Here is a 20,607-nt window from a genome sequence, read left to right as displayed (position 1 = left end):
AGGTGGCGACGGCATCACCCAGGACGATGAAGCCCTCCAGCCAGGCGCGAGCCTTCTCGAAGTAGCGGCGCGCTTGCGCGTGCTCCGGCTCAAAACCACGTCAGTGACAGGCTCGGCGCCGACAACGAGCTCGCCCACGATCGGGTGCCGCAGGCCGAGAGCGAACTCGGTAAAATCCTCATTACTGGCAGTGGGTTCGCCGCCGCGCGTGCCGCCCAGGCTGACGAGCCACTCACCGTTCTCGACGGGCACCGTGAGTGGATCGCCGAGTACACGGGGGCGGCCGTTTCGACGGTGGCGCGGTGGTACGCCCAGCGGAGCACACAGCCTGCGCAGTTGCGGCAACCAAAGCGCGCTTGTGTCGTGGATCGTCGGCACTATTTCGATCAGCAGGCCGTGGAGGCTTTCTGGGCGGCCTGGCAGGAGGACGTGGGCAATGCCCCGACTTGGTTCTGGCCGGCGGCCGCGAGACGGGCAAGGAGCCCGTGGAGGGGGCTCTGGGCGCCAGGTCCGGGACCGGGCTGTCGGGGTTGTTCTGGACAAGCTGCGCCTGGTTGGCGGGCCTCGCCGCGGCCTAGGGACTTTCGTTTGGATCACCGGGCGGACCATAGGAAGATGCCTGCGATGTGGAGTCCGGCCAGGTAGATGGTCGCGGTCTTCTCGTAGCGGGTCGCGATGCCTCGCCACTGCTTCAGGCGGTTGATGCACCGTTCGACGGTGTTGCGCTGCTTGTAGATCTCGCGATCGAAGGCCGGCGGCCTGCCGCCCCGACTGCCCCGTCGGAGGCGGTGGCCGCGCTGGTCCGCCGGGACCGGAATCACCGTCCGGATGCCGCGCCTGCGCAGATGGTCGCGGATCGCGCGGGACGAGTAGGCCCTGTCCGCCAGGACCATGTCCGGTCTGGTGCGCGGACGGCCTCGTCGCCGAGGAACGCGCAGGCGGGCCATGACGGCGGTGAAAGCGGGTGCATCACCCGCCTGCCCGGCGGTGAGGACGAACGCCAGGGGCCGGCAGCGGGAATCGGCCGCGAGGTGGATCTTGGTGGTCAGCCCGCCGCGGGACCTGCCGATGGCGTGGTCGGCGGGTTCGCCGGCCGGGGCCCCTTGCGAGCCCCGGCAGCGTGCTGGTGAGCCCGCACGATCGTGGAGTCCACCGACACGGCCCAGGCCAGGTCGTCGTCCGCATCGGCCTGGGCCATCAGCGCGGTGAAGACGCGTTCCCAGGTGCCGTCCACAGCCCACATCCGCAACCGGTTGTAGATACCCCGCCACTTGCCGTACCTGTCCGGCAAGTGGACCCACTGCGTCCCGGTCTGGAACTTGAACGCGATCGCGTCGATCACCTCTCGGTGATCCCGCCAGCGACCACCCCGCTGCGGCGTCCGGTCCGGGAGCAACGGCTCGATCCGCGCCCACTGCGCATCTGTTAACGGCACACCCAGACCAACGACCACCTGATCCAAACGAAACTGCCTAGCGGCGGATCTCGCTCGTGAGCACGGGGGCGGCTACCCCAGTTGGCACCATGCTGTCGTCGAAGCCACCGCAGTCTACAAACGAGAGCAGGGAACGCGCAGCGGCACACGGTCCCTCAATGAGAGGCCAGCTACGGGGCCTGACGTGCCATAGCCCTGGACAGTCAGAGCCGAGACGGTCGCCTGTCGCAGACTGCTGCGCGACGTTTTCTTCGGATCCCTCTCGCCGCCCGCCCGCCACCTTCACTCTCTTTCTCTTCTGTCTTGCCCACCCCGCCCAGAACGCACAAACCACGAACCAGCGGACAACGGTTCACTGTCGCGGCGGCCGCAGGGTACTGCCCATGCGGTACGCATCACACTCTTTAAATATGCATCAGAAATGCAAAATTGCTAGAGTCTGACTACGCCGCCGGATCTTGGGAGCCAGATCCGGGAACCGTGTCACACCAGCCGTACGGTCGGCAGAAGGAGGGGCGTTCGCAGGCGTAACCCAGGACCCGGAACAGCTCCGGTGCGAGCCCGAACGGCCGCAGGCCCGCGCCACCCGGAAGCGGCAACATTCACCCACCCGTTCCACAGCGGAATATCCACCGGACCCCGGCTTCGCCACGGTGCCGCGCAAAACGCACCACGCACGGCACGGTGGGTCCCCGTCCGCGCAACAGCCCCGGCTGTCGTGGGAGCGTCCACGCCACGAACGTCGGCTTGACGGACCACACATCCCTCGCCACTGGAGTCCCCATGGGCTACGACAACCTTCTGATCGTGCTGGCCATAGCGGCCGGTGTGCCGCTTCTGCTCGCCACAGTCCCCCGGCTTCCCCTCCCCGGCGCGGTGCTCGAAATCCTGGCGGGCATCGTCCTCGGCCCGGCCGTGCTGAACGTCGTCAAGGCGGACACCGCCGTCAACATGCTGTCGGTCATCGGCCTGGGCTTCCTGCTGTTCCTCGCCGGCCTGGAGATCGACATCCAGCAGCTCCGCGGGCCCCGCGCGCAGCTGATCGGCACCGGCCTGTTCGCCTCGACTGCCCTTGCGGCTGCGGTCGGCTGGCTCATGCACATCGCCGGACTCGTCGAGAACCCCCTGCTGATCGGCACTGCTCTCATGGCGACGGCGCTCGGTCTGCTGGTCCCGATCCTCAAGGACTCCGGAGCGATCGACCAGCCGGTGGGACAGCTGACGATCGGCGGCGCATCGTCCGGCGAGGTCGGAGCCGTCATCCTTCTGTCGCTGCTCTTCACGGAAAGAAGCTCCGGTGCGGGCTCGAAGATCCTCCTTCTCCTTGCCCTGGCCGGGATTTCGGCGCTCATCGTCGCGGCATCCGTACGCATCGGACAGTGGGCCTGGCTGACCGGCACCCTCGACCGGCTGGCCGACACCAGTGCCCAGATCCGCATCCGGCTGGCGATGCTGCTGGTCGTCGGACTCTCGGCGATGGCGCTCCACCTGGGCTTCGAGGCCATCCTCGGCGCCTTCGTCGCAGGTGCCGTCCTCCGGCTGGTCGACCCCGACGCCGAACGGTCCCACCCCGGTTCCACATGAAGCTCGCCGGCCTCGGCTACGGATTCCTCGTTCCTGTGTTCTTCGTGACAAGCGGTATCCAGTTCAACCTCGGCGCCCTGTTCGAGAACGCCGGGACCGTCCTCCGGGTGCCGATGTTCCTGGCCGCGTTGCTGCTGGTCCGCGGCCTTCCGGCACTGCTGTACCGCGCAGCCGGACTCTCCTGGCCGGATGTCGCGGCCGGCGCTCTGCTCCAGGCCACATCACTGCCAGTCATAGTGGCCGCGGCGACCATCGGCCTGAAACTGGACGTCATTCGGCCCGAGAACGCGTCCGCGCTGGTCGCCGCCGGGCTGCTCTCCGTGGTCTTCTTCCCCTTGATCGCGCTGCCCCTTCTGCACCGCTCCCGGCAGCACCCGGCAGCGGATGGCCGAACCCAGCGGGGTACCGGACACCCGCGTTCTGCCGCTCACCCATGAAATCGTGTCACTGAGCCACGCCCGTAACCTGGTGCAGTTGCTGTGCTGTTCGGGGAGGCTGGTGACACGACTGGCTGCCGATTCCGGTGTGGGGCCTACTGCCTGGGCGCCCCCTAGGGGCTGTGTGATGTCGTGATCAGTTGGCGGGTTCTTCCCTCTTCGGGCAGTAGAAACCGGTAGGACATCGGTTGTGATTCGTAGGCAACTCACCGACGATCAGTGGAAGTTCATCGAGCCGTACCTGCCGATCGGTGAGTACGGCCCCTATCCCGAGCGGTTGCGAGAGCAGTTCGAGGGAGTGATCTGGCGGTTCCGCTCCAGTGGCCAGTGGCGGGAGATGCCCGCCGAGTTCGGCCCCTGGGCCACCGTCTACGGACGATTTCGGGTCTGGCGCAACGCCGGTGTCTTCTCCGCTCTGCTGGAAGGCATGATCGCCGCAGCAGCCCGCGTGGACCAGACGGATCTGTCGCTGGTCAGTGTGGACTCCACGACGGTCCGTGCCCACCACGACGCCGCGGGGATGCGAGTGAGTGAGGACCTCATGGAAGTCCTCGAGGAGGCCGCGCGGGAGCAGGAGCGGGCCCGGCAAAAGGGGGCGGGCCGCAGGAGCAGAACGGACAGGCCGAGCGGCAACGCATCCGACGCCGGCGCAGGATCCGCTTGAAGCAAGCCCTGCTCGGCAGGTCCCGGGGTGGCCTGAGCAGCAAAATCCATCTCGCCTCGGACCGCAGATGCCGCCCGCTCACGCTCGTCCTGACCGCAGGGCATGCAGGTGACAGTCCGCAGTTCATCCCCGTACTGCAAAGAGTGCGCATCCGGCTGCCCGTCGGCCGTCCCCGCACCAGGCCCGGTGCGGTCGCCGCGGACAGGGCCTACTCGTCCCGCGGAAACCGCGCCCACCTGCGCAGACGCAACATCAAAGCGGTCATCCCGGAGAAGAAGGACCAGGCCGCCAACCGGAAGAAGAAGGGCGCCAGGGGCGGCCGGCCCGTCAGCCACGACACCGATCTCTACAAGGAGCGCAACACCGTCGAGCGCCTGATCAACAAACTGAAGGCCTGGCGAGGAATCGCCACCCGATACGACAAGTCACCCGAGAGCTACCTCGCCGGCCTCCACCTCCGCGCCTCGATGATCTGGATCGACGACCTCCTGAAGACTCCAGGCTGATCACGACGTCACACAGGCCCTAGAGTGCCCTCTCCGCGAGCTGCACAAGGAAGCCAGCGTGAGCGCCGAGCACTGGACACCGTTGGGCTCGCACGCCATCACGCTGAAGTCCCCCGCATGCATCCACCTCGTGGACGCTGATCGCGTCCGAACCTTCGCAGGGCGAGGGCCCAGGCGTCCGAATGCGAACCGTCCTTGTCACGCCCCACCTATCGGTTATGACCTCCTATCATGGGACGCTGCTCCACCGGAGGTTCGGAGCAAACAGTGTGCGTGGGTAGATCGGGGTGCGGTCGGGGTGAGCAGGGCGGGACAGGCCGGGGAAGTCGGCAGTGTCTTCCGGTGCGAGCTGGCCGTGCACTTGGCCGTACACGGGCTCCGTGGCCGCCCGGTGTCGGGGCTGGACGTTCACGCAGAGGTGTGCCCCGTCCGGCTGGACTTCGAGACCAGCGACCCGACCGACGACATCCGTGTCACCTTCTCCGACGGGCGCCGCGCCTATGTGTCCGCGAAGCGGAAGATCAACCGAGGGCGTCCGCTGGAAGAGACACTAACGGGGTGGGTGGGACAGGTTTCAACGCTCGGTCCCGACGATCTTCTGGTCATCGCTGGCGAGGAACTCGTCGGTCCGGTAAAGAACCTCAACCGGGCTCTACGACGCCACCGTGCGGGCCTGCGCATGGAGACTGGTGACGAGTCCAGGGCCCTCGCACTCCTCTCCGACCGGCTTCCGTCGCGGGTCCGCGAACTCGTCCTCGACCGGGCGCGTGTTCTCCACCTGCCCGGCTCGACGGGACCGGCGCCGCACCGCGACTTTCTAGCTGCCCTGATGGACCTCGTCGTGGCGGACGCTCAGGGACACCGTGCCGTGAGCGCCCTGGCCGACTTCTTCCATCGGCAGGCGGGCGAGGCGCTCGGGAGTTCCGCCGAGGACTGGGTTGCTGCCCTGACCACCTCGGGCGTGACTGTGCTCCCGGACCACCGGGGTCCACTGGCTATGCGCCTGGCCTCCCGTCGGAACGCCGTCGACTCGTACCGGACCCGACTCACAGCGGAGGCTGGACGGATCGACCTCAGCCTGCTCGCCGACGATCTCCCACCCCTCGTCGTCGACGATCTCGTCGGCGACCTCCGGATCGACGTGGAGGGCGAGCGTACTTCCTCCTTTCTCCTCCAATACCTGAGGCGCTGGCGTCGCATGCTCATCGTGGGGCAACCGGGCTCAGGCAAGTCGGTAGCGGTACGCGAGATCGCGGCCCACTGCGCCAGCCACGCCGACGCCCCGACCCCGATCCCTGTGTCGCTGTCACGTCTGCTGAAGAGACAGCCACAACGCCTGACCCTCGACAGCCTGGTCAATGACGCCATCGCAGACACCGTGGCGGACACGGACCGAGAACCGCTCGCCGCGTACCTGCATGAGGAAATCGATCAAGGGCGCGTCCTCCTCCTCTGCGACGGGCTAGACGAATGCGGGGGACGCGCGCCATGGGTCGCGCAACAACTCGAAGAGATTCAAGCGTCTCTGCACCCCTCCTGCGGGTTCGTGATCACGACACGAGCGAACACGCAAGGGGCGGCGGCCCGACTCGGCCTGCCCCGGGTCGAGCTCGCGCCTCCACAAAATCTCGACGCAACGGTCGACAGCATCCTCGTCGCCTGTGCCGACGCACGGATTCCAGAGCCAGACCGCGCGGCCTTCCTGGCGATGCGACGCGCCTGGATCAAGGATGCAAAAGAGGAGCACGCGCACCTGCTCGCGGTGCCACTGCTCGCCGCTCTGCTCGCCCTCGTCTGCGCGAACACGCGGGACTCAGACCTTCCCAAAGGGCGTGCGGCGTTGTTGCATCGCGCGGTACAACAGTCCGTGCACCGGTGGGAGCGTCTACGGGGGACACTCGACCCGGCCCGACCCTGGGCACCCGCCCTGACGACAGACATGCTCCTCGACGGATTTGTCACGCTCGGACGGCTCCTCGTCAGCGAGGTGACCCCTCCAGCAGAACGCGCCCTCGAGTCACTGACCGGCATGCTGAGGGACCCGCTGCGATGGGCTATGCCGCCCGCCGCAGCCAGCGAGGTGGCGGAGCATGTCCTCCGGTTCTGGGATGAGCACGTAGCTGTGTTTGTGGTGAACGGTGCGGGCGACCTCACCGCCCGCAGCAAAGTTTTCGCTGAGATCGCAACGGCCATGTGGGCACAGTCGTGCGGGGCCGATGAACTACAAGGTTGGCTGCGCCACGCCCTCGTACACACGGACTCCGACGGGGCTATCGCCCTTGCTGCCGGACTCGATTCCCGCACGGCTGAGGCTCTACTCGACGTCGGCGAGACACAGCGGGAAGCCGCCCTCATGGTGGCCGAGCTCGCGGCGCGCGGTGTCGTGACCCTTTCCCACGGCGAACTGGAACGAGCCCTGGACCAGCTCACGGCCGGTGCTCTCGGCGCGCTCGCGGGCGAGCCAGTACTCCCGCGCGGCCCTGGAAAACCCCCGGAGTTCCTCCCGGCGCTGTGGGACAAGACGCGCCACGCGGGGCCCTGGCCCTTCGTGGAGGCCGCATGCCTGCTGGCGCTGCCCTCGACATCGAGGAATCGGCGAGCGGACCTTGTGGAGCTGTCCGAACTCGATGACATTGCCGAGTCGATCGCAAAGGCCCTGTGCGTGCTGACGGACGCTCGTACGGACGCTGCCCCCTTGAGCGGAGCGGAGATCGACGCGCTCCGCGCGGTGCTGGCGCTTCCCCTGCCGCAGGAATCCGAGATGGTGAAGAAAGGGAGGCGCAGTTGGAAGATGGTCAGTGGCGGCCGCCTTACACCAGGGCTTGAGCAAGTCGCCCTGGGCATGGCCGAACACCTGGCAGTGCTTCCCAATGATGCAGGTGAGTACGTGTTCGCCCTCGCGGGGCGCACGCCTGGGAACGTAGCCGAGAGGATCTACGCCGCACTCACACGCGCGGGATTCGACACGAGTCGGCGTTGGGGGAACATGGCCGCCCAGCTGCGAGACTGGGCATCCGGTGCCCAAGACGACAGGGCGGCCCTCCTCTCCGACCTCGTGTCGCTCCACAACCCGTGCCCGGAGTCCGCGGGCGGGGACTTCTGGTCGCTCACCGCCCTCGGCGACCTTCTCGCGGCGACGGGATACTCCGAGTCCTCGGTGATCGAGATCGACCGCGCCTTCGCCCACGACAGCGCGGCGGAGCGCCGGGCGTGGCTCGACGCGATGGCTGACGCGTACGGCATCGACAAGGCAGCCGTGGCAACCCAGGCTCGTCATTTCCAGAAGATCAGCATGCCCGATGCTCTGCTGGAAGAATGGCTCGTCACGGGCACACCCCCTCTGGTCAAGCCCTCGCCCATCCCAGGCGTCGGGCTAATCCTCACAGACGCCCAACAGACGACGTTGCTGGCGTGCCTAGAAGCGGACTCCTCGTGGATGGCTTGGTCGGCAGCCAACGTACTGATCAACCTGGAGGAGGGGCGCGTTCCGTGGGACGGTCAGAAGCTGTTCGACAGGAACATGACCCATTGGCCTCGCGGCCGAGCGGCCCTATTCCATGCCATCGCCCTCATGACCTCAGGCGATCGGCGCTCTTCGCTCCTGGCACAGGCTGCTTCCTCGGAATCGGCGGACCACCGGGTGGCGGCGAGCATGCTGATCTCTGCCGTACCACATCTCGACCCCAACGGTTCCATCATGGAGGCGCTACGCCGGGACGCCGACCTGTCGGTCCGTCCGAAGGACGCTCATCAAACCACGCCAGCCCCGACGCACTGGAGTTGCAACCACTGCCGGCGGGTCCAAGCCCTCGACACAGAGGACTGTCCGGGGTGCGACGACGGTGTGCGCCCTCGGTCCTGAGTAAGGAGTCAGGAGCGACGGCCGCACGCGGCACGTCGGGTAGAGGTCTCACTGCAGACTGACCGTGGCTGCGAGGCCGTGTGAGCGGATAGCTCGGCCCAGACGTCATGAGCGGGATCGTCCAGGATGTCTGGTGGCGTTGAGCAGGTAGAACAGCAGCACTCGTCATCATCGAGCATCCTCCGGCAAAGATCCGATCCCGCTCCTGACGAGTTGGTGCGTGATAGCGGGTGGGCAGTCTCTGGGCGGCTGCGGACTGGCAAAGGCTTTGGCGTCTCAGTCATTGCGCGGATCATAGGGAGCTGCCGGGCTTGCTTCGCCCGTTCTCCGGGCCCTGCGTGGCGGTCCCGGCCCATGGAAGTGAAGGTCATTCGGAGGCAGCTATCTGCCCGCCGGGACAGAAGACGGCTTCTGCCGCCAGGGCGAACGTGGAACCGTCGGCCAGGCTCAAGCCAATGTCCTCACTGGTGTTGTGCGCGAGGATCGCGGCGTCCGTGACCGGATCGTCCTTGAGCGTCGCACACGCTCCCAGCGCACCAAACAGTGCGTCCTTCTCCGTCACGCCCGGCGGGTACTCCAGGGGCCGTACAGCCTCCAGGAATTTCTCCTGATAGGCGTTGTAGTGGTGGCCCTCCTCAACGGCGATAGAGCCCGGGGCCGGCTCGGAGTCTTCTGCAAAGAAGTCGTGGATCCCGTAGCTCACGCCAACGAGCAAGAGTGCGACGCCTATGCACCCTCCGGCATCACGACTCATTCGTCCCCCGCCCCTGGTGGTGCTGCGAGGAGCAAGCTCTTCGCGACGCTGATTGTGCGAAGCACCATACGCGAACCCGCAGGAGCGGACCGTGGGAACTGGCAGCCCCCTCCACGCTTCAAGCCGCTTATCAAGAAGCGCATCGCGTCAGCACGCTGATGACGTGTGGCAGACGAGCCTTCTGCGGATCCTCGAGCGCCTGCAGGCCGCAGGGTTCACCATGGCTTCTGCCCCTCAGCAGTCGGGATGCCCCCCACTGCTCGGTCTCCGTAGCGCCATCGTCCTCGTCTTCGGCATGCTGACCGGCATCGGTGCTGCCCTGCTGACGTACCGTACGCAGCGCTCCACGCCCGCCGCCCTGCTGGCTGCGGGCGCTGATTCGGGCGGTCTCAGCCGAACCGTCCTCAGACGCATTGCCTCTGAGGTTCAGCGTTTCAACGGTGAGACGGTAAGCCGGTGGACTCTTGTGCGTAGGACGACCCACATCCCGTCACCTACGCACAAAGACCGGGCCATCATGAGGCTCTCCAGGTCTGGTGGCCACTGGGTGGCCGCACTCCAGCGAGCTCCGGAAAGGTAGAGGAGGCCGCGGCCGGTGTGTTGCCAGGGGCCGGTGTCGATGTCGTCGAAAACGGCACCGCTGAGATCGGCTTCCTCAAAGTCAGTCTTCCAGAGCTGGGCACCAGTCAAGTCGGCGTCCCGCAGGTCTGCGCCAGCGAGGATGGCACCGCGCAGATCGGCTCTTCTCAAGTTGCAGCCGTGGAAGTGACCATTCCTGAGTAGTTGGCGCCGTAGGTCTGTGCCGCTGAGGTCGGCTTCCTCCAGGTTGGCTGTGTGAAGCACTGTTCGGAGCCGCGCGCCTCGCAAGTCGGCGCCGTGCAGGTCTGTGTGGTGCAAGTCGGCGTTTCTCAGGTCGGCACCTTGAAGGTCGGCACCGCGCAACATCGCGTCACAGAGCACTGCTTCCCGCAGGTCCGCACCAGAGAGCCGGGCATGTCCAAGGGTTGCTTTCGTAAGGCGCGCATTGCGCAAGTCAGCATCCGATAGATCCGCCTGCCGCAGGTCACAGCTGTTCAGATGGCCGTCCCTGAGATCGGCATTGCGCAGATCAATACCCTCCAGACTCGCAAAGGTGAGGTTGGCTACTTGCAGATTGGCGCCACGGAGGTCAGCATCCCTCAGATCTGCGTCTCGTAAATCAGCCCCACGCAGATTCGCACCGCGAAGTGCCGCACCGCGGAGACTGGCTTTAGGCAGTCCCACGTTCACCAACTGCGCGCTGCTGCCCTCAGCAGCCGCGCTGACTCGGCGTCTGGACGCGGTCCTTCGCTGACGGACGCCCGTCGTGTCTGGGCTGGACGCGGTATAAAAGGCCGCTGCGCGACGTGAGAGAACCGAGACGACCCGGCCGACAAAACTGTCTGCTCGCACCGCAGTCACTCTCCCTCAGTTGCGCCGGTTGCCTGGCCGACTGCCGGCTCAGAGGAGGACAGCGGTCCTCCTGCTTGCCAGGAACCGTCGACCGCGCTGTCCTCCGCCTGGGACGGGGAAATGCTCTTGTCGCCGTGAACGAGGAGTGGAACCAGGGTCGTCACTTTCTCCAGAAGGAGGGGAGCAGTGGCACCTGTGAGCACAGAAATCCAGGCCGAGGCAGTTTGAGGTGAGGTACTCACCACGGTTGCTGACAGGCCTCCGCCGACCATGACGCGCAGTGTGCCAGCGACGCCATAGGCAAGCAGGCCCGGCGCGGCCAACTCCTGTGGGGGCTGGTGCCCCAGCCGGGTGGGAACAGCGGCCCGGTTCGGAGTCAGCGTGCTCGCCCCTACGCACCACGGCAGCCTGTGCCACCGGCGAACCGCGATGATGAAGTCGAGTGCCTCCATGGCGAACCCGCCGAAAGCACCCCACACCACACCTTCCCAGAGTTGCATGGCGACGACGATAGGCAGGCACGCAGAGAGCGGTGAGACATGACGCAAAGCGAGTGCCATGTGAGCTGATTCGTCGCATCCCGGCTTCTCTAAGACCAAACCTGACGGTCTGGGAGACGAAGGCGCAGGCCCGGCAGGACATTTTTTGGGTGGATCGCGGAACATTACAACCGGAAGCGGATTCACTCCACCATCGGCTACGTCACGCCATACCAGGCGAGGGTCCGCTGCCACCAGCGGCTGGACCTCGCGGCATAAAACGGAAGTGTCGGACCCGAGGAGTCACTTCCCATGCCCGACGTCCCCGGGGACGCCACAGGATGCGCTGCGGGCGACCGTGCCCGCCTCGGCCTTCGGCGAGGCGGGATCCCAGGTCTCGGGCAGGAACAGCCGCCAGTTGATCGCTGCCGAGGCGTGGTCGGACGCAAGGTGGAGCGAGACGCCGAGCTGGCAGTAGGTGACCTTGCCCGCGGTGCCGCTGTACTGCCGCGACACGCATGCCGAGGCCGTCCCGTCCTTGAGGAACCCGGTGTCGTCGAAGAAGAAGGCATCAGGCCCCATCACTTCCTCGATCCGCCAGGCGAGCTGGGCCCGGATACCTGCCGGGTCCCAGACTTACGGCCGCCTGGAGTGTGGCGGATTGTGTGACGGTGAGACCAGCACCTATGTGCGGTCGGTGATGCCGAGGAGTCTCGCGAAAACCTTGGTCATCGCCTGCCCGAGCACGCTCGTCGCCAGCCCCCGAAGCCTTTCTGGAGCAGCGCGTCGACCACGGGCTCGCAGAGTCGTCCTGCGGCCGGCCGCCCGAAGCGATCGTTAAGATCGCAGTACCAGCTGACCGTCCGCGTACGGAAGAACCTTGGCGCGCGGCAGGTGCACGAGGACCTCCTCACCGGAAGGGACTCCCTCCTCCCGCGGCGTCTTGACTGTGACGAGTTGCCCAGCGACCTCGACCTCGAGCACACGCTGTGCGCCGTGGTCGCTGACGCCCCGCAGCCGGCCGGGGAAGGTATTGGGGCCGGGGCCCTTGACGACTTTGACGTATTCGGGGCGAACACCGATCTGCACCTCGGTCGTGCTCTGGGGAATGATGTCCCAGGCAGCGGATAGCGTTCGGCCGCACAGCGTGAAGCGCCCGCCGCTTTGGTCTACGGTCAGGAAGTTCATCGCCGGTGAGCCGATGAAGTAGCCGACGTATGTAGAGGAGGGCGCCTCGAAAAGCTGCTCGGGGGTGCCCTGCTGCACAGCGCGGCCATCCTTCATGACCAGCAATTCCTGCGCGAAGCTCATCGCCTCGTACTGGTCGTGGGTCACATAGATCACCGTAGGCTGGAACTGTTCGGTGATCTCACGGATCTTGCGCCGTAGCGAGTGCTTCAGCTGCGGGTCGATGACGGTGAGTGGTTCGTCCATCAGTACTGCGGCTACGTCGTCACGGACCAGGCCGCGGCCTAGTGAGATCAGCTGTTTGTCGTCGGCGGTGAGTCCGCGAGCGGGTTGCCGCAGCCGGTCGTGCAGGTCCAGGGCCTCGGCGACCTGATGCACCTTGGCGTCGATCCTTGTCTTGTCCCAGCGTCGGCACTGCAGCGGGAATGCGAGGTTCTCGTAGACCGTCATTGACTTGTAGATGACGGGGAACTGGAAGACCTGGGCGATATTGCGTGCCTTCGTGGGCAGGGCGGTGACGTCGATGCCGTCGAACAGCACCTGCCCTTGGGAGGGTCTGACCAGGCCGGAAAGGATGTTCAGCAGCGTCGTCTTGCCGCAGCCCGAGGGTCCGACCAGCGCATAGGTCTTGCCGGATTCGAAGGTCAGCTTCAGCGGCTTGAGAGCCCACCGTTCCTGTTCGGCTCCCGGCGCGTACGCGTGCCCGACGTCGACGATGTCCAACTGCGCCATGTCAACGCCCTTCCGCTGAAGCGAGATCGTATGAAGGTGTCCGCACGAGCATCCCCTGCTCGTCGAAGGCGAACAGCCGGTCGGGACGGAGCCGGAGTCTGACCAGGTCGCCGAAGGCGACATCGTGGATGCCTTCGATCTGTACGACGAAGGGAGTCTCGCCGACGGCCACATGGACGAAGGTCTCGGAGCCGGAGATCTCCACAAAGGTGACCTGGCCCTCGACCCCGCTGGACGCCAGGCTGACGTCGGTGGCGCGTAGCCCGAACTGGTAGGCACCGTCGTCCAGGTCGGCCAGGTGTGCGGAGGCGTGCGTGGCCTGGAAGCCGGCCACCGTGACCTGGCCGCCGTCGAGCCGGCCCTGGAAGATGTTCATGGGTGGGTCGTTGATGATGGACGCCACTGTGGTGGTCGCCGGGTGTTCGTAGACCTCTTGCGGGGTGCCGGTCTGGAGGATGCGTCCCTCGTGCATGACCATGACCACGTCGCCGAGCATCATCGCCTCGGCGGGTTCGGTGGTCGTGTAGATGACGATCGTGTCGCCTTGGTCCGAGAAGAGGGCTTTCAACTCGTCGCGTAGTTGCTCGCGCAGCTTGTAGTCCAGGTTGGCGAGTGGCTCGTCGAGCAGGAGGATGCCGGTGTCCCGGGCCAGGGCGCGGGCCATCGCGATGCGCTGCTGCTGGCCGCCGGAGAGCTGGGAGGGCTTGCGCTTCTCGAAGTCTGCAAGGCCCACGCTCGCCAGGCTCTGGCGGACGCGTTGCTGGATCGCGTCCCGTGACAGCCCGGCCCGCTTGAGCGGGAAGGCCACGTTGCCGAACACGTTGAGATGCGGGTAGTTGATGAACTGCTGGTAGACCATGGCAGTGTCGCGCCGCCACACGGGAGTCTTAAGGAAGTCTGCTCCTGCACGGGTCAGAGATCCGGAGTCCACTTTCTGCAGGCCGGCCAAGGCCCGCAGCAGCGTCGTCTTCCCGGCCATTGTGCGGCCGATGACGGTGTGGAGGCGTCCCGGCTGGAAGGTGGCGGTCACGTTTTTGAGGTGGTCGACGCCGTCGACGGTCAGGCACAGATCAGAGGCGTTGAGGTTCATCGGACCGCTCCCGACAGGTTCCCTTTGGACAGTAGGCGCTCCACCCAGAGGGCGAGCAGGATCAGCGGTGCCACGCCGAAGAGCGCGGCGGCGGACAGCGTCCACCACGGTGGAATGGAGGAGTTGAGAGCGACGACCGCCTGGGGCAGTGTCTGGACCTCGGTGAAGGTCAGCCGGAAGGCGAAGAAGAAGTCGTTCCAGCCGAACACGGCGCAGAACATCGCCGCCACAGTCAGCCCGGGCAGAGAGTTCGGCAGGATCGCCCGTACGAAGGTCTGGAACGGGGGACAGCCGTCCAGCATCGCCATCTCGTCGATCTCCCGGGGGATGCCGTTGAAGAAGTCCACCATCACCCAGACCGCGATGGGCAGCAGCAGCGCGACTGTCACGATGACCAGGCCCAGGATGCTATCCAGGAGGCCGCCCCACTGCAGGAGGTAGAAGAAGGGGATCACCAGGACGACGGGCGGCATGATCCGTTGGGAGACGAAGAAGAAGATGATGTCGCTGTTCTTGATGAAGCCGAGCTTGAACCGGTATCGGGACAGCGCGTAGGCGGCCAGGGACCCCAGGGCGAGGCTGATGGCGGACGCGGCGATGGTGATGATCGCGCTGTTGATGAAGGGGTCGACCACATCGATGCCGCCGGCTCCGCCGAAGATGTTGCGCCAGCCGGTGAGTGTGGGTTTGTACTGCACCCAGGGTATGTAGGTGGGGCCGCCCTGGACGGCGTTGGCGTTCTTGAAGCTGGTCGTCATCGCCCAGAAGAACGGTCCGGCGACGAAGCATGCCCACAGTGCGATTACGGTGTACTTGAAGACGGGATAAACGTGCGACCTCATGAGTCCCCCTTCAGTTTGAGGGCCCTGGTGAGCAGGGCGGCAACGGCCGTGAGCGTGGCGATCATGAGGACGAGGTAGGTCAGGGACATCGCCCCGCCGTAGCCGGTCTGCTGATCGCGGAGCCCCTGGATGTAGAGGTAATAGCCCGGCGTTTCTGTGGAGGACCCCGGCCCACCGGACGTCAGGACGTAGACGCTGTCGGAGAGTTTGGACGCCTCGATCAGCCGGATGATGACCGCGGCGACCGAGACGGGTGCCATCAGCGGGAAGGTCACTTTCCAGAAGGTGCGCCAGGTGCTGGCGCCGTCAATCGCGGCGGCCATGAACGGTTCCTTGGGAAGGCTGAGCAAGCCGGCCAGCAGCAGCAGGAACATGAAGGGGGTCCACTGCCAGACCTCGACGGTCATGAGTGCGACCAGCGCCGGGCCCGACTCGGTGAGCCAGGGAATTCTTGTCAGTCCTAGCATCTCCAGCAGGTCGTTCGCTGGCCCCAGGGACTCATGGAAGATCGTCTGCCAGATGGCGGCCATCACGACGGGCGTGGTCATCATGGGGACGAGAAAGAGCACCCGCCAGAGTCTGCGGCCGCGTGCCTCGCGCCAGACCAGCAGGGCCATACCGAATCCGATGACGTACTGGATCAGGACCGTGCCGCCCGCGAGCAGGATCAGCCGGGTGATGGATTCCCAGAAGCGGCTGTCATGCAGCATCGCCGTGTAGTTGGCGCCTCCGATGAAGTCCATCTGAGGGTTGCTGACGTTCCAGCCGGAGAAGCTGACGCGGATGGTGAACAGAAGCGGGAAAATGATGATCAGGAAGAGGGTGAGCAGTCCCGGCAACAGGAACATGCTCTTGTGCCGGCGCAGGCCGTCCATAGTTCTCCTTGCGGAAGGGGGCGGGAGCCCCTGAGCGGCCGGCCCCTACGGTCCGGCCGCCCGGGGCGTCCTGCGGTGGGTCAGGAGTTGTCCTCAAGCTCGACCACGTTGCGGTAGGCGCTTTGGACCTTGTCCTTGCCGATCTGGTCGGTGATCTTGGACCAGTCCTTGGCCACGTCGTCCAGTGCCTGCTGGGGGGAGTTCTGTCCCGCCAGAGCCGCAGCGACGCCGTTGGCCAGCGCGGACATGTACTGGTTGACACCGGGAACGCGAAGGTCGAAGACGCGGTTGGTGCTCTTCTCCATGCCGGAGAGCGTGTGCACGTACGACTCGGCGACGTCCTTGTTCCAGCCCAGCTTCTCCCAGAACGCCGGGTCGAAGTGGGCGTTGCGGTAGGGGTTGACTCCGAATCGGCCGATGGTCAGGTCGAGGGCGGTGTTGGCCTCGTTCCCGAAGAAGCAGAGGTAGTCGAAGGCCATCTGCTGGTGGCGCGATGCCTTGGCCACCGCTGAGGTCCATCCCCATGTGAAATAGGGCGCCTGGTTCGCCTTCTTGTCCCACGACTTCGTGGTGCGGTTGTAGACCTCGGTGGAGCCAGGCAGCGGCGCCGCCTGGACCTTGTTGCGGATCCTGCTGTCCGACTGCTGGGCCTGGATGAAAGCGTCGTCCCATGAGTAGGACATGAGTGTCTGGCCGCCTCCGAAGGAGAAGATCTCGTCCCCCAGGCCGAAGTTGGCGCCGCCGGGCGCCCAGGTCGACTTGGCCTTCACCATGTCGTCCAGGGCGCGGACGAAGCCCGGGGTATTGATCAGCGGCTTCATGGTCTTGACGTCGAAGAAGACACCGCCCTTGACGTCAGGGTTCTTCACGTACGGCGCCGCACGGCTGATGAACGCCGAGAAGGTCAGATCGTCGCGCTTGGTCACCTCGGCACTGCCGTAGTTGGCCTTGCCGTCGCCATCGAAGTCCTTGCCGCTGAAGAACTCAGCGGTCTTCTGGTAGTCGTCCCACGTCTTGGGGACCCTAAGCTCCTTGCCCGTGGCCTTCTTGTACTCCGCCTGCCGCTTAGGGTCCATCAGCACATCGGTGCGGACCTTGAGGTAGTGCCGGTCCCCGTCCACCGGGTACTGCAGGACCTTCCCGTTCCAGGTCGCCACGTCCATGTAGGCCTTGGTGACGTCCTTCATGCCGGGCGTGTTCAGGTACGACTTCGGTACCGCGGCCAGGTACGGGGCCATGTCGCCTATCCACAGGGACGGGTAGAACATGACGTCATACGCTGGCTGGCCCGCCTGGAGGGGCGTGAGGATCTTCTGATGCAGTTCGCCGAAGGGAACGTTGACCACTTCGACTTTCCCGCCGGTGATGTCCTCGAACTGCTTAGCGTGCAGCTGGGTCGGCTCGCCGATGACGGGAACAGCATGGCTGATGATCTTCAGCGTTTGTCCGGAGTAGTCCTTGCGGCTGATCGACTCGTAGCTGCAGGGACCTGGGATGTCCTTGACCTTGGTCGCCGGGTAGTCCCTGCCGTACTTCTTGTAGCTGATCTCCGAGCCGGACTTGAAGAGCGCTGCCTTGTCCTTGGGCTTTTGCTGTTCCTGGCTCTGGGCGGTGCACGCGGTGGCGGTCAGGGCCACGGCGACGGCAACCAGGGCTGTGTACGGTCTGCTGCGCATGGGGGCTTCTCCTGCGGTGTCAGGGGATCAAGATCGCTCGGCCGCGTACGGCCCCGGTGTCCAGGTCATCGAGGGCCTGCCGGAAGGAGGCGAGAGGGTATCGCCGGGTGTGCAGGGTGACCTTGTCCTGGGCTGCCAGGACCATCAGCTCGGAGAGGTCGTTGTAGGACCCCACGAGGTTGCCGATGAAGTTGATCTCAGTGGAGATGACGTCGATCGTCGGCACGTGGAGGTGGCCGCCGTAGCCGATGACGTAGTAGTTGCCGTTGCGGCGCAGGCAGGCCACGCCCGTCTCCACGGCACCCCCCTCGCCAACGAAGTCCAGGACGACCTCCGCCCCGTGACCGCCGGTGAGGTGCTGTACGTGCTCGGCTTCGCTTCCGTCCGCGACCAGGGTGTGGTCGGCGCCCAGTTCCTTGGCCAGAGCCAGAGCCTCCGGGCTGCGGTCGATGACGATCATCTCCACCGGCGACAGGGCCCGGAGCACCTGAATTCCGATGTGTCCGAGTCCCCCGGCGCCAATGACCACGGCCTTGTCACCCGGCCGCAGCACCTGGGCAGCCTTGGCGACGGCGTGATACGCCGTGAGCCCGGCGTCGGCAAGAGCTGCCACCGAGGCCGGCTCCAGGGACGGGGCAAGAGGTACGACCGAGCGGGCACTGGTCTTCAGGTACTCGGCATAGCCCCCGGCGGTGTCGATGCCGGGGAAGGCCGAGTTCATGCAATGCACGTCGTCGCCGGCCCGGCAGGCCCGGCAAAGACCGCAGGTCAGCAGGGGGTGCAGGATAACCGGGTCACCGACCTTGACGTTGGTGACGGCCTGCCCGACCTCCGCAACCCAGCCAGCGTTCTCGTGACCGATTGTGTACGGAAGGGCGACCCCGCTCTTCTCCTTCCACTGTCCTTCGAGGATGTGAAGATCGGTCCGACAGACTCCGGCGCCCCCGATCTTCACGATCACATCCAGCGGACCGGTGATCTGCGGGTCCGGCACGTCCACGAGCTCAGGCGGCTCGCCGTACTTGATGACCTGCACGGCTTTCATAGAGGCTCCCTGTGAATCGGCGGATGATGCGCCGATTACACAGGCCGCCGTTTCCAGGCCGATGTCTCAGAATCCGTCCTCGAATGTCTCAATGTGAGACACGCCTTAGGTGTCACGCGATCGAACTGGTCCAATCACTGAACCGAGGATTGTGACGCGCGCAGTACGGGAGTGTTAATGCCCCGCCAACCAGCCAGAAGCTCGCTGAGAGCAGCCAGAGACTTCTACGTGGAGGTCACCAAGGATCCAAGCGCCCGGCCGCTCGTGGTGGCGTCGTGGCATCGCTCGATGGAATTCGAGGTGAAGCCGAGCAGCCTCGACGCTCCGTACCTGGACAACCCCGAACTGGACAGCCCCCTGGCAAAGGCGGCGCTGCCGATCCTGGACAAGCTGCACGAGCAGCTCGCCGACGACCCCGTCTCCATGATGATCACAGACCGCAATGGCGTGGTCCTCTCCCGGAAGGTCTCTCACCAGGGACTGACGACGAACCTCAACCGCGTGCACCTGGCCCCGGGTCATGTGTTTGCCGAGCGCTACGTAGGCACCAACGGCATAGGCACCGCGCTGGCCAGCGGCCGCCCGGTCATGATCGCCGGAACGGAGCACTACGTCGAGGCCCTGCGGGACTTCCGCTGCGCGGCCGTACCGATCCTGCATCCCACCCGGCGCACCCTGCTGGGAGCCTTCAACCTCACCACCATCCGTGACGGCTCCGACGGCATGCTGATGGCCTTCGCCCGCTCGGTCGCGGCCCAGATCGAGGCCGAAATCGCCGCGATCACCTCACGGCGCGAGCGGGCCCTTTTCCAGGACTACATGGAGGCGTGCTCCTCAACGCGCCCCGGACCTGTGCTGGCCCTCAACCGCGACGTCGTCATGATGAACGAGCAGCTCAGTGCCGCCGTAACCGGCCCGGATCACTATGCGCTGCTCGACCACGCCCGTGAGATCGCCGGCCACTCCGAGCTGGAGGGGACCCGCAGCATCGCCCTGCCCTCGGGGCGGGTCGCCGAACTCAGGATCAGTCGCTGCCGGCGCGAGGACAACGACGCAGGCGCCGTCTTCCGAGTCCGATTGATCGGACGGCCCCAGCCCACACCTGCAGTCTCCGCCGGGCTCGCCCACTCCAACCTGGGACTGGTGGGCTCATCCCCGCACTGGCTGCGTGCGGTCGCCGACAGCGAAACCGCGTTCGTCGCCGGGACATGGCTCCATCTCCTGGGCGAAGCGGGCGTCGGCAAGAGGACACTGGTCAAGGCCCTCCACCGGGCCCATCCCACCGGACGCCGACTGGAGATGACGGAAGCGCCGCTGTCCGCTGCGCCGGCCGTCACCGAGCGCTGGCTGCACGACGTCGGACAGCTTCTTGTCATTCCGTCCAACGTGCTCGTCATCAGCGACGTCCACCTGCTGGGCGACCGACTGCGGCAGCAGCTGACAAACCTGCTGGTGCAACTGGACGGCAGCCCGACCGGGCAACTGGTCATGACAAGCCAGCCGTCGATGGTCAGCGCCGATGACCAGCTCGACCAGCTCTGTCATGCGTCGGTGGAGATACCTCCCCTGCGTCACCGCTTCGGGGACATCGATCACCTGATGCGGTACTTCCTGCGCAAGTACCGGCCGAGCGGCGAGTGCAGGTTCTCCCCGGACGCGCTGACCATGCTGCAGCACTGCCCCTGGCCCGAGAACGTCCGACAGCTCGATTCGGTGATCCGGGGCCTGGCACGGCGGCCTTCGGGCCAGGTGATCCACGTGGACGACCTGCCGCCGGAAAGCCGGGTGTCGTCGAGCAAGGTCCTCACCACCATCGAGGCGCTGGAACGCGACGCCATTCTGCGTGGGTTGATGGCCCGCAACTCCAATGTCCAGCAGACCGCGCAGGACCTCGGGATCTCCCGCGCCACGATGTACCGCAAGATGCGTCGCTACGGGATCGTGCCGTCCAGCCTGACGTGACGAGCCTCCCGGCACGCAGCCTAGAGCGCGAGTTGGAACAGACGG

General features: G+C 65.9%; 13 protein-coding genes and 3 pseudogenes. 5 read left to right on the top strand and 11 right to left on the bottom strand.

Annotation, left to right across the window (positions count from 1 at the left end):
- Positions 1-593: 593 nt before the first annotated feature.
- Positions 594-1,441: pseudogene (locus ACICHK_RS00745) on the bottom strand (IS5 family transposase).
- 741 nt (positions 1,442-2,182) lie between these two features.
- On the opposite strand from ACICHK_RS00745, the gene ACICHK_RS00740 reads away from it, so the two are divergent.
- From ACICHK_RS00740 to ACICHK_RS00725, 4 genes and pseudogenes are all read left to right on the top strand, one after another.
- Positions 2,183-3,019 (top strand): cation:proton antiporter, encoded by an 837-nt coding sequence (locus ACICHK_RS00740; protein WP_406834984.1) that lies wholly within the window; start codon positions 2,183-2,185, stop codon positions 3,017-3,019.
- A complete protein-coding gene (locus ACICHK_RS00735) occupies positions 3,016-3,456 on the top strand; it encodes a cation:proton antiporter (RefSeq protein ID WP_406834982.1) in 441 nt (146 codons plus the stop codon). The genes ACICHK_RS00740 and ACICHK_RS00735 overlap by 4 nt, the downstream gene beginning before the upstream one ends.
- A 190-nt stretch (positions 3,457-3,646) precedes the next feature.
- Positions 3,647-4,626 (top strand): annotated as a pseudogene (locus ACICHK_RS00730) (IS5 family transposase).
- Between the two features lie 298 nt (positions 4,627-4,924).
- A complete protein-coding gene (locus ACICHK_RS00725) occupies positions 4,925-8,488 on the top strand; it encodes an NACHT domain-containing protein (protein WP_406834980.1) in 3,564 nt (1,187 codons plus the stop codon).
- 367 nt (positions 8,489-8,855) lie between these two features.
- On the opposite strand, the gene ACICHK_RS00720 is transcribed toward ACICHK_RS00725, so the two are convergent.
- The 10 genes and pseudogenes from ACICHK_RS00720 to ACICHK_RS00675 all read right to left on the bottom strand — a co-directional run bounded on the left by ACICHK_RS00720 (position 8,856) and on the right by ACICHK_RS00675 (position 18,600).
- Positions 8,856-9,191, bottom strand: a complete 336-nt coding sequence (locus ACICHK_RS00720; RefSeq protein ID WP_406834978.1) for a hypothetical protein — start codon at positions 9,189-9,191, stop codon at positions 8,856-8,858.
- A 477-nt stretch (positions 9,192-9,668) separates the two neighbouring features.
- Positions 9,669-10,511, bottom strand: a complete 843-nt coding sequence (locus ACICHK_RS00715; protein ID WP_406834976.1) for a pentapeptide repeat-containing protein — start codon at positions 10,509-10,511, stop codon at positions 9,669-9,671.
- Positions 10,512-10,678: 167 nt separating this feature from the next.
- Positions 10,679-11,173, bottom strand: a complete 495-nt coding sequence (locus ACICHK_RS00710) for a hypothetical protein (protein WP_406834974.1) — start codon at positions 11,171-11,173, stop codon at positions 10,679-10,681.
- Between the two features lie 291 nt (positions 11,174-11,464).
- Positions 11,465-11,785: pseudogene (locus ACICHK_RS00705) on the bottom strand (transposase); the annotation flags it as partial.
- 204 nt (positions 11,786-11,989) lie between these two features.
- Positions 11,990-13,072, bottom strand: coding sequence for an ABC transporter ATP-binding protein (locus tag ACICHK_RS00700; RefSeq protein WP_406834972.1), 1,083 nt, complete (start codon positions 13,070-13,072; stop codon positions 11,990-11,992).
- Between the two features lies 1 nt (position 13,073).
- A complete protein-coding gene (locus tag ACICHK_RS00695) occupies positions 13,074-14,162 on the bottom strand; it encodes an ABC transporter ATP-binding protein (RefSeq protein ID WP_406834970.1) in 1,089 nt (362 codons plus the stop codon).
- Positions 14,159-15,004 (bottom strand): carbohydrate ABC transporter permease, encoded by an 846-nt coding sequence (locus tag ACICHK_RS00690; RefSeq protein WP_406834968.1) that lies wholly within the window; start codon positions 15,002-15,004, stop codon positions 14,159-14,161. Before ACICHK_RS00690 ends, ACICHK_RS00695 begins: the two co-directional genes overlap by 4 nt.
- Positions 15,001-15,879, bottom strand: coding sequence for a carbohydrate ABC transporter permease (locus ACICHK_RS00685; RefSeq protein WP_406834966.1), 879 nt, complete (start codon positions 15,877-15,879; stop codon positions 15,001-15,003). The genes ACICHK_RS00690 and ACICHK_RS00685 overlap by 4 nt, the downstream gene beginning before the upstream one ends.
- 80 nt (positions 15,880-15,959) lie before the next feature.
- Positions 15,960-17,555, bottom strand: coding sequence for an extracellular solute-binding protein (locus tag ACICHK_RS00680; RefSeq protein WP_406834964.1), 1,596 nt, complete (start codon positions 17,553-17,555; stop codon positions 15,960-15,962).
- A gap of 19 nt (positions 17,556-17,574) precedes the next feature.
- Positions 17,575-18,600 carry an NAD(P)-dependent alcohol dehydrogenase gene (locus tag ACICHK_RS00675; RefSeq protein ID WP_406834962.1) on the bottom strand — a complete coding sequence of 342 codons (1,026 nt, stop codon included), beginning with the start codon at positions 18,598-18,600 and terminating at the stop codon, positions 17,575-17,577.
- Between the two features lie 228 nt (positions 18,601-18,828).
- Between ACICHK_RS00675 and ACICHK_RS00670 the strand changes: the two genes are divergently transcribed.
- Positions 18,829-20,562 carry a sigma-54-dependent Fis family transcriptional regulator gene (locus ACICHK_RS00670; protein WP_406834960.1) on the top strand — a complete coding sequence of 578 codons (1,734 nt, stop codon included), beginning with the start codon at positions 18,829-18,831 and terminating at the stop codon, positions 20,560-20,562.
- The last annotated feature ends 45 nt before the right edge of the window (positions 20,563-20,607 follow it).

This window comes from Streptomyces sp. AHU1 (genome assembly GCF_045343905.1).
Taxonomy (GTDB): domain Bacteria; phylum Actinomycetota; class Actinomycetes; order Streptomycetales; family Streptomycetaceae; genus Streptomyces; species Streptomyces triticiradicis.
Note: the sequence above shows the minus strand (reverse complement) of the source record. Positions and strands in the feature narration are given on the sequence as shown.